This is a genomic window from Methylobacter sp., assembly GCF_004322395.1.
Lineage (GTDB): Bacteria > Pseudomonadota > Gammaproteobacteria > Methylococcales > Methylomonadaceae > Methylobacter_A.
In genome coordinates this window covers 23882-41748 of sequence record NZ_SCTW01000019.1, presented here as the reverse complement: position 1 = coordinate 41748, position 17867 = coordinate 23882, and the positions used below count along the sequence as shown (strand labels likewise).

The 17867-nt window shown below is 48.0% G+C and carries 16 protein-coding genes and 2 tRNA genes; 11 read left to right on the top strand and 7 right to left on the bottom strand.

The genetic code is table 11. The annotated features are described in order from the left end of the window. Positions 1–161: 161 nt before the first annotated feature. The 7 genes from EPO18_RS03270 to EPO18_RS03240 form a co-directional block, all read right to left on the bottom strand. Positions 162–746, bottom strand: a complete 585-nt coding sequence (locus tag EPO18_RS03270) for a hypothetical protein (RefSeq protein ID WP_292430460.1) — start codon at positions 744–746, stop codon at positions 162–164. A gap of 168 nt (positions 747–914) precedes the next feature. Next, positions 915–1130 carry a type II toxin-antitoxin system HicB family antitoxin gene (locus tag EPO18_RS03265; RefSeq protein ID WP_292430458.1) on the bottom strand — a complete coding sequence of 72 codons (216 nt, stop codon included), beginning with the start codon at positions 1128–1130 and terminating at the stop codon, positions 915–917. A gap of 42 nt (positions 1131–1172) precedes the next feature. Then, complete coding sequence (locus tag EPO18_RS03260; RefSeq protein WP_292430456.1) at positions 1173–4340, bottom strand: hypothetical protein; 3168 nt, start codon at positions 4338–4340, stop codon at positions 1173–1175. A gap of 1242 nt (positions 4341–5582) precedes the next feature. Beyond that, entirely contained in the window at positions 5583–5780 is a 198-nt protein-coding gene (locus tag EPO18_RS03255) for a winged helix-turn-helix domain-containing protein (RefSeq protein ID WP_292430453.1), read from the bottom strand. Positions 5781–6137: 357 nt separating this feature from the next. After that, a tRNA-Phe gene (locus tag EPO18_RS03250) sits at positions 6138–6213 on the bottom strand. Positions 6214–6241: 28 nt separating this feature from the next. Further along, a tRNA-Phe gene (locus EPO18_RS03245) sits at positions 6242–6317 on the bottom strand. Positions 6318–6378: 61 nt separating this feature from the next. Next, complete coding sequence (locus tag EPO18_RS03240; protein WP_292430451.1) at positions 6379–7017, bottom strand: DUF4126 domain-containing protein; 639 nt, start codon at positions 7015–7017, stop codon at positions 6379–6381. 164 nt (positions 7018–7181) lie between these two features. Here EPO18_RS03240 and hslV point away from each other — a divergent pair, with 164 nt between their 5' ends. From hslV to EPO18_RS03185, 11 genes are all read left to right on the top strand, one after another. Further along, positions 7182–7730: an ATP-dependent protease subunit HslV gene (gene hslV / locus EPO18_RS03235; RefSeq protein ID WP_292430449.1), complete on the top strand. Its 549-nt coding sequence runs from the start codon at positions 7182–7184 to the stop codon at positions 7728–7730. Positions 7731–7734: 4 nt separating this feature from the next. Beyond that, the gene (gene hslU, locus EPO18_RS03230; protein ID WP_292430447.1) at positions 7735–9060 is read left to right on the top strand and encodes an ATP-dependent protease ATPase subunit HslU; all 1326 of its coding nucleotides are present in this window, start codon (positions 7735–7737) and stop codon (positions 9058–9060) included. A 75-nt stretch (positions 9061–9135) separates the two neighbouring features. Next, positions 9136–9525 (top strand): gamma-butyrobetaine hydroxylase family protein, encoded by a 390-nt coding sequence (locus tag EPO18_RS03225; RefSeq protein WP_292430445.1) that lies wholly within the window; start codon positions 9136–9138, stop codon positions 9523–9525. 58 nt (positions 9526–9583) lie between these two features. Next, positions 9584–10327, top strand: coding sequence for a bifunctional demethylmenaquinone methyltransferase/2-methoxy-6-polyprenyl-1,4-benzoquinol methylase UbiE (gene ubiE, locus EPO18_RS03220; protein WP_292430442.1), 744 nt, complete (start codon positions 9584–9586; stop codon positions 10325–10327). A 1-nt stretch (position 10328) separates the two neighbouring features. Then, positions 10329–10949 (top strand): ubiquinone biosynthesis accessory factor UbiJ, encoded by a 621-nt coding sequence (locus EPO18_RS03215; protein ID WP_292430440.1) that lies wholly within the window; start codon positions 10329–10331, stop codon positions 10947–10949. 189 nt (positions 10950–11138) lie between these two features. Continuing rightward, positions 11139–12689, top strand: a complete 1551-nt coding sequence (ubiB, locus tag EPO18_RS03210; protein ID WP_292430438.1) for a ubiquinone biosynthesis regulatory protein kinase UbiB — start codon at positions 11139–11141, stop codon at positions 12687–12689. A 237-nt stretch (positions 12690–12926) separates the two neighbouring features. After that, positions 12927–13484 (top strand): thioredoxin family protein, encoded by a 558-nt coding sequence (locus EPO18_RS03205; RefSeq protein ID WP_292430435.1) that lies wholly within the window; start codon positions 12927–12929, stop codon positions 13482–13484. 235 nt (positions 13485–13719) lie between these two features. Continuing rightward, positions 13720–14889 carry a phosphoglycerate kinase gene (locus EPO18_RS03200; protein ID WP_292430433.1) on the top strand — a complete coding sequence of 390 codons (1170 nt, stop codon included), beginning with the start codon at positions 13720–13722 and terminating at the stop codon, positions 14887–14889. An 85-nt stretch (positions 14890–14974) separates the two neighbouring features. Next, the gene (rpoZ, locus tag EPO18_RS03195) at positions 14975–15220 is read left to right on the top strand and encodes a DNA-directed RNA polymerase subunit omega (protein WP_292430429.1); all 246 of its coding nucleotides are present in this window, start codon (positions 14975–14977) and stop codon (positions 15218–15220) included. Positions 15221–15232: 12 nt separating this feature from the next. After that, entirely contained in the window at positions 15233–17401 is a 2169-nt protein-coding gene (locus EPO18_RS03190; protein ID WP_292430426.1) for a RelA/SpoT family protein, read from the top strand. Positions 17402–17411: 10 nt separating this feature from the next. Beyond that, positions 17412–17816, top strand: a complete 405-nt coding sequence (locus tag EPO18_RS03185; protein ID WP_292430423.1) for a RidA family protein — start codon at positions 17412–17414, stop codon at positions 17814–17816. The last annotated feature ends 51 nt before the right edge of the window (positions 17817–17867 follow it).

The following is a 17867-nucleotide window of genomic DNA, read 5'->3' as shown; positions in this document are numbered from 1 at the left end:
CCCAAGGCGTTTCGCTACTGTCATTGTATGCCAGATGTCAGTTCTGACAGATATAAGAGATCTTATTTCCTGAAAGTCATTTGCAAGCTGAATTGTTGCTGCCACAATGGCCCAACAAACAGAATAATCATAAAAATTATTAGAGGTAATTGCCGCTTGATCTACGTCGTCAAGCAAAATCCAGAATTTTTATTCAACACAGTAGAAATATCTTTTCTTAGGATATTCTTGTTTGTATTTAGTCTCTGGATTTTTTGTGCCGCAACAGCATACTCTTTCGCAACAGGAGTAATTTCTGCTAAAAATGATGCAAACCTTGATATGGCATCAGATTTAGATATGCCTTCCTCTAAAGAAAGTTTATTTAGATTTATTGTAGACTCATCAACTATAAGACCAGTCGAATACTGACCAATTTTAGCACCAATAGCTTTTAAAAGCTGATTATAGGCAGAACTCACCTTATCCGCATTAGTAGATTTTTTTACTATCGCTTCACAATCAAAATCACCCGGCTTAAGTAGGACAGAAATTGCATTATCTTCTAACGCAGATTCATTCAAGATGTTTATAAGCAGGGATTTTCCAACTCCTTTAGCACCCAGTAGAACACGGTACCTTGATCTAACAAAGGAAAGAATATTACTAAGATTAGTTGGCGGAACGAATATTTCGTTCCGTATATCGGCTTCAGCTTCAGCCTCACCACCAAAGAAATACTTATTTAGAACAGTTAAATTACTCACAAATAAATCCCATAAATTTATAATCAATTATTAGTTTAGTAACTGAATATATTGCGTTTTTTCAACTCAGCCGGGTAGGCTGGGCAACAGCTGTATTGTCGCCCAACATTTTAAGCTGATGTCGGGCATAATCAGATATTTATGCTACATGATCCTGAACCAATTATTTTAAGCATACATAAGCCGACGCCCCTTAGGTTCAGGAATCGGGTCACCGAACTCTTTTGCCGTATCCAGCCAAAGCCCAATAGCCTCATTTGCATTCGCCAGCGCTTCTTCTTGGGAGTTGCCATGCGCCATGCAACCGGGAAGTTCCGGGACTTCGGCGATAAAAGCGCTATCTTCCTTGCTCCAATATAAAATGGTCTCGTATTTGTCTGTCATATTTCATCCGCCAATAAAAAAGATTCACTTAATAAGGTTATATCACGCAAGCAACACATCCACACGCCTGAATTGGCCGAGGCGTAGCGCTTCAGCGGCTTGGCCTTCTAAATATTGACCTTCCACAGTCTGCATGCCGCCATCCCGCCCATGTAACAGATAGCGGCAGGGCTTTACGGCGGCGGTGCCGAAGGTATCTTGGCGCGAAGGATTGATGTAGACCAACAAGGTTGCCCCCAATAAAGCACAGGCTACGCTGTCGGCTGGCAAGGTTTCTTCAAAACCGAAGGGATTGGCGCATTGCTCGTTTGTGGAGAAAAACGTCTTTGACAGGACGGGGGCGGGTCTAAACAGCAATCCCCCTTCCTCGAACACAAAGGGAGTAGCCCCCAGGAAAAGATGCGTCCAAAGGTGCAGGAATTCTACCGTGGAGCCCGAAAGACGAGCTACGCAGCCTCTTCCATGTTGCCGTGGATCGATAGCGAAGCCGCTGCTGACCAGGAAGCTGGAGTTTTCGACCGGGTTGCGTCCGTATTCCATCGGGTCGCGAAAAGCCACCAGCAGCTGTTCAATTTGGCCGTAAAACTCCTCGATTAATCCGGCCCGAACCATTTCCAGCACGAACTTGTAATGCATGTGCAGGAAGATAGAGCCGTTCTCCAGCCAACCATAGTTGAAAACCCCGATCCGTCCCAGGTCCAGCGCATTTTCGCCCAGCGGTTCATTGACGCGGTACATGCCCAACTTTTGGTCGAACAGTTCGGAGTTGCGCGCCGCGTCGTATAAGCGCCGGACTTCCTCCGGTTCGGCGATGCGCAGGGCATGGACGAAGCCTTCCAGAAACAACGGTATCGGTTTTTGCTTGAAGCGGGTCACAGCCGCCTTGCCGTCCGCGATTTCCTGATACTGCTCGGCCTCGTAGGAGAAATAGGTGACGATGCCTTCCGGCGTCCGGGCTTTGTCGATTGCGGCATCCAGATAGCCCGAAACCGCCGCCAAGAAGTATTGCACTGTTGCAACAGAGAGAACATGTTCGGCACCGTCAAAGCCCATGAATACTTTTTCGCGATAGGCTTCCTTTTGGGTTCCGCTTTCCCGCCAGAATAGCTCAGGCGTCAGGCTGGGACGATTTAACAGCGCTTCCAATCCCGCAATAAAGTCAACCAGTTCCGTTGGCAGGAAAAACTCTTCCTCAACATCAAGCAGGACTTCCGAGGCAAAGTCCACCAAGCGCTTGAGCTCAATGGTTTCATTGACCGAAGAGCCGAAAATACCGGGCAGGCCGTTCAACGCGTCACACCAGCCGGGGCGGTCGGCTTCCATTTCTATGCCTACGCCCAACGGGTCCAGGGTGGCCAGTTTGTTGGCGACCAGCGTCAGGATTTTTCCGAGCAGCGTGGTGTAAACGATCTCGCCGTGGCCGCCTTGCGAGCGTACTTGATGGCGGCGATGGCTACGGGAGTCGATCAGGGTCATCTTCTCAGGACTGCCCTGCACCGCGCCGTATTGGCGTACACCTTTGGGCGTCACTACGTATTTTTGAGAGCGCGGGACGACAAAATGAGTGGAATCGAAGAAGGTGTAGGTCTTTTCCTTGAACAAGCCGGGCAATCGATCCGGGAAAATGGCCTTATAGCTGACCAGCAAGTCCAGCAGATACGTCCAGTGATCCGACCAATAGCCCCGGTCGAATTCGGCATCCTCCACTTCCTGCGCTTGGACCAAAATTTCCTTGATGATCGGCTCCGGGTTGTCCGCGCCTTGAAGTACCTGCCATAATTCCGCATATTTAAACTCCCGGGACAGCAGTTGTTCGAGGCCTGCAAACTGAGCAAAATGATGCTCAAGGTTTTGGGGAGCGTCCACGACAAAACGCGAGTTCCGCAAAGAACAGGGATTGTAGCCATCCGGTTGAATCAGGTTGAAGAAATAGCGGATGTTTTTGGCATCCAGCGCAGGATCGAAGAACAAGTCCATCCGGCGGTTTTGCAGCACGTCTCGGAAATCGCCGTTGCCCTCGGAATACGACGTGTCCTGCAATAGAAAGTCGTTGTAATCCCGTTCCAGGTCGCCGTGCTTGCGGCCGAACAAATACAATTGCGCACCACCCGGCACCCCTCTGGGAAAGCCTCCGCGCAAACCGTTATCGAGATAACACTGCCGGGCATGGGCATCGAACAGCGGCTTGGCTGTCGCGGTAAAGATATGTTGCATAATGCCCTCAACCAATTGGCGATTTATCTCCCGTTTGGCCTCGAAGTAATCTTCTTGGTCAGCCTCGGCGATGAATTGCTCAAACACCGATTGCGATTCGGCATGACCGTAAAAGCCGTAAAAGACTTGGCTTTGTCCCGGCTGGAGTTCGAGTGTCATGGCCTGGAAAGCCGAGGGCGTTTGATTGCCCGCCACCTGATTATCGAAATCCAGACCATCGCTGGAAAAAAATCGTTCCGGTCTGGAAAAATCTCCAGCCAAGCCGAAAATCCTCTCCGCATCGACCAGCACGTGGGTGCGTCCGCCGTTCAAAAAACCGGCGAAGAAATTGCAGGCTATCACCGGCTCCACTTGCGGCGAATCGGTAGGCCATACTTTCAACCGGTAAAAAGGCAAGTTTTCCTCCACACCCTCGACCCGCATGAAGGCTTCCGAGGTTCGGCTCATGAACTTGAGTATCCATTGGTTCATGCCAAACGGAAGCACTTGCGGCAAACCGTCGACAATCTCTATCTTTTTAGTTTGCCCGGAGGTATTGACGATCTCGACCCGCCGCAGCAAACCGGCCACGGGCGCTTCGGGCAAGGTGAACATATCGGCCCGGATACTGAATCCCAACTGCGGATTGATCTCTTCCACACCGACCTCATGAGGAGTGACGTAAAGGCGTTGTTTGACCTCTGCTCCCGCCCCGCGTTGGAAAGGCTCATGATTTAGGAGTTGATTTCCGTCGGCAATCTTCAGGAAAGTCCGAAAGCCCCGGGACGGTGTCAGTTGATACGCCTTGTCGGCAGGGAAAAATTCCAAAAAGGCCCCGTCTTTATTGCGCACGCCAAAGCTGGCGATGGCTTGGCCCCGGTTAACATAAAAAGCCCAGGCCGGACGACCCATGGTGCCTGCAATGCCGGGCAAAAAACTGGCGAAAGGGGCAAGGTCGTTGTATTGATCGATGACGAAGCGATTATCGGCATCTAAGGCATAGTAGGTCTGGTTCACAGGGTTGCACCATTTGAGTTGGATATTGAGCCGGCGGTTTTGAGTGTAAAGCAATGTTTAAATTTAAGTTCAAATTTCAGATGCTTTATTTGGTTGGGTTAAATTTGATCATGCGATATTGGGATTGGTATATACCGAATCCATTTAAGCCTGTATATAAAAAACTTCCATCAGCCATATGACAATATGCTTGAGGTGGTGCAAATACTAGTTTGCAGATCTTGCCGCTTATCAATTTGTTTAAATAGCACGTCCATGGATTCGCTACGCGCTCTGCCGGAAGGACGTATTGGGCATTCTCATTAAAACTGATAGGTGTTAAAGGCTTGCCGATGTCAACTTCCTAATTAAAGCCAGCCTTTCACATTTAAGATTTCTTGATCGTTTGAGGCAGAATGGCCAAGCTGGCGATCAATACAGTACCTGAGGCGTGTAAATTAGGTCTCCTGTCTAAGGAAAATTGGCAGAATCAATTTTTTAAGGGCCGTTCGGCGGGGAGCGCGCCGAGTTGCGCCATTAAACCAAGCATAATGCTTAGCCCCATGACGGTATCGAAAAGGTCATATATTTTTCAATTCATCAGCCTGTAACAAACTTAACTTATTCTATGATCGTGATCACAAATTTGTAGTTCGGTAAACAGGCATGTTTTCATTCCAGATTTGTTCACTTTCATATTTGTATATTTGCTTAGGTCTCAGCGTTTAGCCACCTCAAATGAGGTGGTTTTTTTTGCTCTGCTTTTCATAAAGCTGACTAAATGTTCAATATGACATTTTAGCGTGATGGGTGACGCGTTGGTCACTGAATACAGTTGCAAAGGCTTACAGCTTTGGCGTCCAATCTACCAATTAAGCAAACTTTTTCGCAATGTAAAAAACAATGAGACAGCTACATTTCTTGATAAATGTAGACGCTCTTTACTGATAAATATTGGAAGTTTTTTACAGTCGGGAATGATTAATGCGTGGGCAGAACTGCTGTTCATTTCCCCAAAACTTCCGGTTGCAGTCATTTAACCGATGCTGATAACACAGAACACAGCGATTTAGCCGACGCTGATAACGGCAGTAAGCGCACATTACTAAGTGGTCAAGGCGATCAAACTGAGTTTTGTTTTTTAAGGATTTCGTATATTGTTCGACCTGCAATACTGCATAAAGGTGCCGCGCTTGATCTATTAGGGTGTCATTATCCATAGGCTATGATTTATTTTTCTACTGCTCCAGGCAGTATCTATTATCATTTCAAAGCGATTGTCTCAGCTCGATTAACGAGCTCAATTGTCACTTTGTCTTCCTGAGCTAACCAGCCGATGCTACGTTGAATCGTTTTTTCATCTACCCCGGTTTCTCGAATCAATTTTGCAACGGTAGTGGGGCCATGTTTATCCAGATATCTCCAGATAGTGCCTGCGTTAGTACCAATGATTTCTGACATAATATTTCCTTATTCGATAGTTATTGAACAAAGCTGTTCACCAGCTTGGGCGATGGGATGAATGTTATTAATTATTCGGCAATCCGTACGGCAAGAATCCTATGGACTTTTTTTGCCACCGTACAGCAGTATTAGTTCGTTCTCTCGGTCGCAAGCTTAACATGGCACATATTACATTTGTGTGAATTAAAGATTGTGACTTAACTTGAGAAAGTTTCGAATGATCGTACTTGACCGACTACTGTCAATCGCATAACTGGTCTGTCGTGTTTTTAGAAAACCCTAGGAAATAATCCGGACAAAAACCTCCGGACATAAAAAAACCGACTCATTGGCCGGCTTTTTTAAAACTATTCATGGTGCCCAGGGGCGGAATCGAACCGTCGACACGAGGATTTTCAGTCCTCTGCTCTACCGACTGAGCTACCTGGGCATTTTGAGGTGTTGCTGATTTTTTGCAGTGGTGCCCAGGGGCGGAATCGAACCGTCGACACGAGGATTTTCAGTCCTCTGCTCTACCGACTGAGCTACCTGGGCGGAACTACAAAAGAGCGCCATTAGACTCGATTATCTGTCGGCAGTCAATAAATAATGTTTTTTATTGGGGTGGATTTTGACTGATTGTCGTGTTTTCGTTTCTAAACAAGTTAATAATAAAACCAAAAACTTTTTTAATGCCCACCCATATCCTCGGCAGTAGCCAAATCATCAGCAGTATAAAGCCCGTCAGCGCTATTAAAAACAGTATCGGATGATTGATGCACGCCCAGACGCCGGTTATCACGACGACATCCTCGCTGACCGATGCAAGCCAGTTGCTAAACGGTTCCGGCGAAGTATTAATCAACACTCGGCTTCCGGCTTTGGTCGCATGCGAACCAGCCGCCAGCCCACCGCCCAGGATGGCTGCGGCTAATTCAACGGCGGGATTCAGGTCGCCGATTGCTCCGGCTGCGAGCATGGCTCCTGCGGGGATACGGATAAAAGTGTGTATCGCATCCCAGCCGGTATCTACGCCCGGCATTTTATCGGCAAAAAACTCGATAAAATACATCAGGCCCGCAGCACCCATGACCATCGGGTTGGCGACTATTTGTAAATCCGGCGGTAAGTCTATATTGCCGGTATTGGCAAGGTAACCCAAGGTGAACAGCGTCGCGTACAGGTTGATGCCGCTGGCCCACGCCAGCCCCATTGTTAATGCCAAGGTTGTTGATATTTGATTCAGTGCGTCCATTGGAGTGCCCTTTTATGACAATTTCGCTCAGCGTAGCATATTTTTCTGAACCTCCGCTAAACCGTTCCAACTGGCTAATTATGACTCTGCGCTCATTTTTTCGCACATTATGAATTCAGACCATGTAAAATTGATTTTATATTTAGTAATTTTAGGATGTTAACGTGAGTTTTAGAGGAACAACGATACTTTCTGTTCGCCGGGGCAACAAAGTTGTGATCGGCGGCGACGGTCAGGTTACCTTGGGTAACACGGTGATGAAAGGCAATGCCCGCAAGGTACGCCGTTTATATCACGATAAAGTCATTGCCGGTTTTGCCGGCGCCACTGCGGACGCATTTACTTTATTTGAGCATTTTGAAGGCAAGCTGGAAAAACATCGCGGCAATTTAACTCGTGCCGCAGTAGAAATGGCTAAAGACTGGCGAACCGACCGCGCTTTGCGTAAGCTTGAAGCGTTGTTGACCATTGCCGATGCAAAAACGTCACTGATTATTTCAGGCACCGGCGATGTTATCGAGCCCGAATTCGACTTAATGGCGATAGGCTCCGGCGGCGCTTTTGCCCAGGCTGCCGCACGTGCATTACTGGAAAATACCGATCTTAGCGCCCGCGAAATTGTCGAACGGTCTTTAAATATAGCTGCCGATATCTGTATTTATACTAACCACAATTTGCGTATTGAAGAACTCGACGCCGAACCTAGCGAGTAAACAAATGACTCAAATGACCCCTAAAGAAATCGTAAGCGAACTGGACAAGCATATTGTCGGTCAAGCCAATGCCAAGCGTTCTGTCGCCATTGCGCTACGCAACCGTTGGCGCCGTCAGCAGGTTGATCCTGCTTTGCGCGAAGAAATTACGCCAAAAAATATTTTAATGATCGGCCCTACCGGAGTCGGTAAGACTGAAATTGCCCGCCGTCTTGCGCGCCTGGCAAATGCGCCTTTTATTAAAATTGAAGCCACCAAATTTACCGAAGTCGGCTATGTCGGCCGCGACGTCGATTCCATTGTTCGCGATTTAGTCGATACTGCGGTCAAAATGACCCGCACGATAGAGATGGAAAAGGTTGAAAACAAGGCTTTCAACGCCGCCGAAGACAGAATTCTGGATATTCTGCTACCCCGAGCGAATGGCGGCATGCTATCCGAGACGGAAGAATCGACCCGCCAAAAAATGCGCAAGAAATTACGCGAGGGCGATCTGAATGACAAGGAAATTGAAATTGACGTGCATCTGGCGCCGATGGGCGTTGAAATCATGGCGCCTCCCGGCATGGAAGAAATGACCAGCCAATTGCAAGGCATGTTTCAAAATCTGGGTTCGGGCAAAACCCGCTCCCGCAAAATGAAAATCGACAAAGCGTTCAAAGTATTACAGGATGAAGAAGCGTCTAAACTGGTTAATGAAGATGACATACGGTTACGTGCGGTAGAATCCGTGGAGCAAAACGGCATCGTGTTTTTGGATGAAATCGACAAAATTTGCAAACGTTCCGAGCTGGGCGGAGGCGGCGGTGAAGTCTCTCGTGAGGGCGTACAGCGGGATTTGTTGCCTTTGGTTGAAGGCACCACTGTCAGCACCAAGTACGGGTCGATCAAAACCGACCATATTTTGTTTATCGCCTCGGGCGCGTTCCACTTGACCAAACCGTCGGATTTAATCCCCGAACTGCAAGGCCGGTTTCCTATCCGCGTTGAACTGGATGCTCTGTCAGCCGATGATTTTGTGCGCATTCTGACCGAGCCTAATGCCTCGTTAACCGAGCAATATACTGCGCTATTGGGTACCGAAGGCGTACCACTGTCGTTTTCTAAAGACGGCATTAAGCGTATTGCCGAACTCGGCTGGCAGGTGAATGAAACCACTGAAAACATTGGCGCCAGAAGGTTACATACCATTCTGGAGCGCTTACTGGAAGATATTTCCTATAACGCCCCGGATCTTATGGGAAAAAACATCCTTATCGATGCTGCTTATGTTGATGATCATTTAGCCGAGTTTGTTGAAGACGAGGATTTGAGTCGTTATATTCTGTAGACACAAGGCTAAAGGCTAAAGGCAAAAAAACTTGCCCTTCGCCTTGCGCCCTTAGCCTTTCGCCTTATATTGCTTATGCGCCTAACCGCAAAACCAACCAATACTCATCCGACTGAAATCAAACTGCATCAGGTTTCCAATATTATTGAAATCAGTTTCGATGACGGCAGCGTGTTTAAATTGCCGAGCGAATATCTGCGCGTCTATACGCCTTCGGCTGAAGCGGTAGGCCACGCGCCAGGACAGGAAGTTCTACAGGTCGGCAAGGAAGATGTCACCATTAAAGAGATCAAACCGATAGGCAATTATGCGATAGCTCCGGTATTTAGCGACGGCCATGACAGCGGCATTTATACTTGGGATTTGTTGTATAAATTGGGCGCCGAATATCAAACTTTATGGGCTGATTATCTTCATAATTTGGAAACTGCCGGATATAAACGCAAAGAACCGCTACAAAACTAACTTCATTATTGCCACGGGCTCCATGGCAACGAAATATGATCAAACAAGCAGGTACACAATGAGCGACACTACCCATTTCGGATTTAAACAAGTAGCTACAGAAGAGAAAGTCAATCTGGTGCGCGGCGTATTCGATTCCGTTGCCGGACAATACGACATCATGAACGACCTGATGTCGTTGGGCATTCACCGCATCTGGAAACGCGTTGCCGTGCAGCTTAGTAATGTGCGCAAAGGCGACCAAGTGCTTGATCTGGCCGGCGGTACCGGCGATTTGACTACATTATTTGAAAAACGTGTCGGCGCGGAAGGCCAAATTGTTCTGGCCGATATTAATTCGGAAATGCTGCGCACCGGACGCGACCGGCTGATCGACAGGGGCTTGGTCGGCAATATCCGCTACGCGCAAGTCAACGCCGAATGCCTGCCTTTTGAAGACAATACTTTCGATTGCGTCTGCATCGCTTTCGGCCTGCGTAACGTCACCGACAAGGATGCCGCACTACGTTCCATGTACCGGGTCCTGAAACCCGGAGGTCGCGTTATCGTGCTGGAGTTTTCGCATCCGGTCGATAAAATCACCGAGAAGGTCTACGATTTTTATTCATTCAAGCTGCTGCCCAAGATAGGCAAAGTCGTTGCGAAAGATGAAGACAGCTATCGTTATCTTGCCGAATCGATCCGCATGCATCCCAAACAGGATGAACTGAAAAAAATGATGGAAAACGCCGGCCTCGAGCGTTGCGAATACTTCAATATGACGCAAGGAATTGTTGCCGTTCATAGAGGTTATAAAATCTAGCATGACCATCAAACCCTTGCTGATTGGCGCGCTGGAAGTCGCGCTGAATCAATATCTTGCATTGGATCAGGATAGCGGTTATTTTTTAACGCCGTTGGCCGGTAAAGTCATTGCTGTTACCGTTCAGCCGTTTGATGAGACTATTTATCTGTGCCCTACGGCTGATTCCATTCAGTGTCTGGATCAGTTTCTTGGCGAGCCCGACACCCGCCTGACAGGATCGATTTGGGCGCTCGGATTAATGGGACTCAGCTCAACGCCGATGCGCTCTGTTTTCTCAGGCGAGGTCAAAATAGAAGGCGACATGCAAACCGGCCGTAAATTTCAGGAGCTGTTCGCCAAACTGGACATCGATCTGGAAGAAAAGCTGTCGCAGTTTACCGGCGATATTATTGCGCATAAAGTAGCCAACTTTTTCCGTGCCGGTCAAAACTGGAGCAAAGAATCGTTGGAGACTTTCAGACTGAATGCTAAAGAATTTTTGCAGGAAGAAACCCGCGATTTACCGGCTGGGCCTGAAGTGGATATTTATTACGCGCAGGTTGATGAATTGCGTACCGATTTTGATCGCTTGCAAAGCAGGGTTGATCGGCTGAAAAGTTCATTGCAAAATAAATCTTAATTATTCACCACGAAGGCACGAACGACTGCATGGATGCAAGAGGTAGAGCACCAACAGTAGGCGCTTTAGGCGACGCAGGAGCAGTTGCCGAGGACACGAAGTTTTATCTTATTTTCTTCGTGAACTTCGTGTCTTCGTGGTGAGTTTTGGGCTTAAAAACACAGCCCGCCCTACAAACAAAGGTAACTCGTGATCCGCCCTAAATTATTATTGCGCCTGATCCATATTAACTGGGTTCTTGTTTTTCACGGCTTGGACGAAATCGTTTTAAAAACTCATTTATTTCGGCCTGTCCGGTATTTGGCGGTTTTCTCCCCTAGCTACTGGCTTAGAAACTCGTCGGACCCTCGAGGTGCCAGAATCCGGCGCGCACTGGAAGATTTGGGGCCTATATATGTTAAATTCGGCCAAGCCTTGTCGACACGAAAAGACCTGCTGCCCGAGGACATCGCCGACGAGCTGGTCAAGCTACAGGATCGCGTCCCCCCCTTTGGCAATGAGATTGCCCGCGGTATTATTGAAAAAGAACTCGGCATGCCGATTAGCGAGGCGTTTGCCGAATTCGATGCCGAACCGCTGGCCTCGGCGTCAGTAGCACAGGTGCATACCGCCGTCTTGCACAGCGGCGAAAACGTCATTGTTAAAGTATTGCGCCCTGACATAGAAAAGCGCATCCGTTCGGATATTGGGCTGCTTTACGAATTGGCTCGTTTTGCCGAGCGTTTCTGGGCCGATGCAAGAAGATTACGCCCTGTCGATGTCGTTGCCGAATTTGAAAGAACAACGCTGGGTGAACTCGATCTGGGCAGGGAAGCGGCTAATGCTTCCAAACTGCGCCGTAATTTCGAAGGCTCCGACATTATCTACATACCGGAAATTCACTGGCCTCTAACGCGCCAAAAAGTGTTGGTCATGGAGCGGATTCACGGTATTCCGGTAGGTAATATCGATGATCTTAAAGCGGGCGGCGCCGATTTTAAATTGCTTGCCGAACGCGGGGTGGAAATCTTTTTCACCCAAGTATTCAGGGATAACTTTTTCCATGCCGACATGCATCCCGGCAATATTTTCGTCGATCTGCCGGCCAAATATATTGCCGTTGATTTCGGCATCGTCGGTACCTTGTCATTGTCCGACCAGCACTACTTGGCTGAAAATTTTCTGGCTTTTTTTAATCGCGATTACCGCAAAGTTGCCGAAATGCATGTCGAATCGGGCTGGGTTTCCGAATCGACCAGAATAGAAGAGTTTGAATCCGCGATACGTAGCGTTTGCGAACCGATCTTTGAAAAACCGCTTAAAGACATTTCATTCGGTCAATTGCTGCTGCGCTTATTCCAAACTGCGCGGCGTTTTGATATGCACGTTCAACCGCAACTGGTGCTGCTGCAAAAAACTTTGCTCAACATCGAAGGCTTGGGCCGGCAACTGTATCCTGATCTGGACTTGTGGCAAACCGCCAAACCTTTTCTTGAAAAATGGTTTCATCAGCGCGTCGGCCCTAAAGCCAAAATCGACAGACTGATCAAACAATTCCCTGACTTTGCCGAGCACTTCCCCGAAGTTCCTTCGTTGATTTATAGAGCGTTGGATAATGCGGCTCACGCAAAGCGACAGGCCGAAATACAAAACAAGGAGTTAATTCTGCTGCGTAAACAAATGGCTAAAAATCACCGCAGAATGGTTTTGGCTATGCTGGTTAGTGCAGTGGTCATTAGTGCGGCGGTGTTGTTTCAATAAAGATAGCTACTCAACCGTCAAATACAATGGAACGCTGATGACGCAGATGATTATGATGAACATGGATAATCCTAAAACAGCGATCAACTGATTTTTCTGAAATAATTCAGAAAAATCTTATTTAATCATAATGATCAGCGTCATCAGCGTTCTATTTTTCTAATTGCTGAGTAGTTTCCAATAAAGTTGTTTGCACTATCCTCTGCGTTTTTTCCTACAACAATAGAAGGTGTAAAAATGGTAACACTAGAAACGCCGATCTGTGATTTTGGCAAAAAAGCCATCGATTTTGAATTGCCCGGCACTGACGGGCGCACATGGTCTTTGCAGCAGTGCATGGGCAAAAAAGGCCTGTTGGTGATGTTTATCTGTAATCACTGCCCCTATGTTAAAGCAGTGCAAGACCGCATTGTCAGGGATGCGCGCGAGCTTAAAGCGCTAGGAGTTGAAACGGTCGCAATCATGTCCAATGATACGGTTGAATACCCCGCCGACTCCTTCGATAATATGAAAAAGCTGTCAGAGCAACTGAATTTTAGCTTCCCTTATTTGCTTGATGAAACACAACAGGTCGCCAAGGCTTATGGAGCTGTCTGCACACCGGACTTTTTTGGCTATAATGCAGGCTATGAACTGCAATACCGGGGACGACTGGATGCCAGTCGCAAGGAAACCGCGCCGCCCGATACCAAGCGGGAATTATTTGAAGCGATGAAGTTGATTGCCGAAACCGGCCACGGCCCCAAGGAGCAAATCAACAGTATCGGTTGCTCGATTAAATGGAAACAAGATTAACCAAACCGGCGTTGTCCACGAAAAACAAGAAAAACAGCAACTGCCCTCTAACCAATGTTCGTACGAACATACTGATTGTCCAAAGCTAGCTTTGGACACTTCAAAGCAGGCTTTGCCCATATGGATATGTGACTAATTATAAAAAATATAAAATTTTCGTGTCTTTCGTGTTTTTCGTGGACAAAAACTGCTTTTTTAGAATTAACAAATCAACCCACAACAATGAGAACGTAATATGTCAATTAAAAGAATGGTAGATCTGGACTTGTCGGGCAAACGGGTATTAATCCGTCAGGATCTGAATGTACCTGTAAAAAACGGCAAAGTAACTAGCGACATCCGTATCCAAGCCAGTGTGCCCACTATTGAAAAAGCATTAGCATCAGGTGCTGCGGTCATGTTGATGTCGCATCTGGGGCGCCCAGTTGAAGGCCAGTACGATGAAGAGTCTTCATTGAAGCCGGTCGCTGAACGTTTGTCCAGCTTGCTCGGCAAGCCGGTCAGACTGGAAAAGGACTGGATCGACGGCATTACTATTCAGCCTGGCGAAGTCGTGCTGTGCGAGAACGTGCGTTTTAACGCCGGCGAAGGCAAAAACGACGACACGCTGGGCAAAAAAATGGCGGCTCTTTGCGACGTATTTGTAATGGATGCTTTCGGCACCGCACACAGAGCGCAATCCTCAACCCACAGCGTGGCTAAATTTGCACCGATTGTTTGTGCAGGCCCGTTGTTGGCCAGCGAACTGGATGCCCTGGGCAAAGCGCTGGAAACACCGGCCAAGCCACTGGTTGCAATTGTCGGCGGTTCTAAAGTATCGACCAAATTGACTGTATTAAAATCCCTGTCGGAAAAAGTCGACCAATTAATCGTCGGCGGCGGTATTGCCAACACTTTTATTGCAGCCGCAGGTTTTCCGGTCGGCAAATCGCTGTATGAAGCCGATCTGCTTGATGAAGCGAAACGATTGATGGCCGCAGCCAAAAGCAACGGTTCCGATATTCCCGTTCCGGTCGACGTGGTTTGCGCGAAGGAGTTTTCAGAAACCGCCGTCGCCACCGTTAAAAAAGTGGCTGATGTCGAAGCGGATGACATGATTATGGACATAGGCCCCGAAACCGCAAAACAGTATGCCGAAATTTTAAAAACCGCCGGAACCATCGTCTGGAACGGCCCAGTCGGCGTGTTTGAATTCGACCAGTTCGGCGACGGCACCAAAGCGCTGGCGACAGCGATTGCCGAAAGCAAGGCTTTCTCGATTGCAGGCGGCGGGGATACTTTGGCTGCTATCGATAAATACGGCATTAACGATGACGTGTCATACACCTCGACTGGCGGCGGCGCTTTCCTTGAATTTCTTGAAGGTAAAGAACTTCCCGCTGTTTCTGTGTTAAAATCAAAATAATAGGCACAAGGCAAAGGGCAAAAAGGCGAGAAAACCTTTTGCCTTGAGCCTTTCGCCTTTAACCCACTACATCAGGATTTAAAAAATGGCCAGAGTCACTATCGAAGATTGCTTGCAACACGTTGAAAACCGTTTCAAGCTGGTTTTATTAGCCGGTGCCAGAGCGCGCCAACTGAGCCACGGTGCGACTGAATTTGTTCCTCGCGGCAAAGACAAGGATACCGTTGTCGCATTGCGCGAAATCGCGGCCGGTCATGTTTCGCCTGAAAACATCAATCTGCTGCATCGAGTAGGCGAAGCCCATGAGCATCACCATAACTCGATGTTTTAATTTATAGAGCCTATGCTGGAAATAGCCGACCCGATCGAGCTGGAACGCCCCCAAGACAAACTGATACGGCGTTTATGCACGACCTTGTCCGGCTATCTGGATCAAGCCCAAATCGACCAATGCGTCCGTGCCTATGAAGTAGGTGCGGCCGCGCATGCCGGTCAATTCCGAAAAAGTGGTGAAGCCTATATTTGCCACCCTGTCTCTGTCGCTATCAGCCTCGCTGAAATGCACATGGACGTCAATGCCATCATGGCTGCCATACTGCATGATGTTATTGAAGATACCCCGGTCAGTAAAAAAGAACTGGCTAACCAGTTTAGTCCCGAAGTCGCGGAACTGGTCGACGGGGTCACCAAATTAAGCAAAATCGACAGTAAATCCCATGCAGAAGCTCAGGCGGAAAATGTTCGCAAAATGTTCCTGGCGATGGCTAAAGATTTACGCGTTATTATCGTGAAACTCGCAGACCGTTTGCACAACATGCAGACACTCGGTGTCATGCCCTCGGAAAAAAAGCGCCGCATTGCCCGTGAAACCCTGGATATTTATGCGCCTATCGCCAATCGCTTGGGCATGAATAATATCCGGCAGAAACTCGAAGCGTTGAGTTTTGAAGCAATGTATCCGATGCGGCATGCGGTGCTGAATAATGCGGTAAAAAAAGCGCGGGGCAATCGCCGCAAAATTGTCGACATCATAGAAAACAGTATAAAAAACCGTTTGGAACAAGCCGGTCTGAACTGCGACGTTGCCGGGCGAGAGAAAAATCTTTACAGCATTTACAAAAAAATGCTCAACAAAAAGATTTCCTTGGCTGACGTTTTTGATGTCTATGCGTTCAGGATTTTTTGCGATGATGTTGACACCTGTTACCGCGTGTTGGGTGTTATGCATAATCTGTACAAACCGATTCCCGGACGCTTCAAAGATTATATCGCCTTGCCCAAAGCCAACGGCTATCAATCCCTGCATTCCATATTGATGGGGCCTTACGGCGTGCCCATAGAGATTCAGATCAGGACTCATGAAATGCACCGCATGTCGGAATCGGGCATTGCAGCGCACTGGCTGTATAAATCCGATGACGATAAAACCGAATCATTCCAGGATCGCGCCAACGAATGGCTGAGGGATTTGCTGGAAATCCAAAAATCCGCAGGCGATTCGCTGGAGTTTATAGACAACCTTAAAGTGGATCTGTTCTCGCAGGAAGTGTTCGTATTCACTCCGCAGGGCGCCATTATCAAACTGCCGCGCGGCGCAACGATTATCGATTTTGCCTATGCGGTACATACCGACTTGGGTAATGCCTGCGTTTCGGCCAGAATCGACAAACAGCTGGTGCCGTTGCAAACCAAGCTTGAAAACGGCGTGACTGTCGAAGTTATTACCGCATCGTGGGCCAGACCCAACCCGCTTTGGCTCAACTATGTGATTACCGCCAAAGCCCGCTCCGGTATACGCAATTATCTAAAACACTTTAAACAGCAGGAAGCCATTAGCCTGGGTCGGCGTTTATTGGAAAAAGAACTGCAAGCCATGCATTTGCACCTGGAAAATATCGATAAGACCAAAATGCAAGCCTTGCTTCAGGTCATGTCTAAGCAATCGCTGGATGAATTGCTTGAAGACATCGGACTGGGCAACAAGATGCCGTTCTTGGTTGCTAAACGCATCGCTCAGGATGATATTAATGCCAGCGTCAAACTGAACGACAGCGATCAAGGTCAACAAAAACCGTTGATCATAAAAGGCACGGAAGGCATGGTCATTACCTTGGCAAAATGTTGCAGGCCGATTCCGGGCGATTCGATTATCGGCTATTTCAACCCCGGCAAAGGCATCGTCGTGCATCATCACGAATGCCGAAACAGCAGTGTCGTCAGAAAAAAACAAACAAATTGGCTGGATGTTGAATGGAGCCAGGATGCCAGCGGCGATTTTCCGGTTGAAATTCGCATAGAAGTGCTTAATCAACGCGGTTCGCTGGCAACCATCGCTTCGACTATCTCCGAAGCGAACTCCAATATTGAAAACGTCACCGTCGTCGATCAGGATGACCGTATTAGCGTCGATTTGATCACCTTAACCGTCAAGGACCGGGTGCATCTGGCTAAGATTATGCGGCGTTTGAAAGAGCTATCGATAGTTTTAAAACTTACTCGCGTTAAAGCATAAAGGATCGAAAATGAGTAAACAAATCATCCAGTCCGATAAAGCGCCGCAAGCGATCGGCACCTATTCGCAAGCGGTCAGGGTTGATCGTACGGTTTATCTTTCCGGGCAAATACCGTTGATGCCTGAAACGATGACGATTGTCGAAGGCGATATAGGCGCACAGATCACTCAGGTGTTCGACAATTTGCAAGCGGTTGCGGAAGCTGCGGGCGGCGATTTTTCCGACATCGTTAAGTTGAATGTTTTTTTGACTGACTTGTCGCACTTCCCGTTAGTCAATGAAATCATGGGGCGTTATTTCCAGGAGCCTTACCCCGCACGGGCCGCTATCGGCGTTGCTGCCTTGCCTAAAGCTGCCGATGTGGAAATGGATGCGATTATGGTTTTAAAACCACAGGAATATCCGGCTTGTTGATGGACACGGATACCACTGATAAGACGGATTTAAACGGATGAAAAAAGGCGA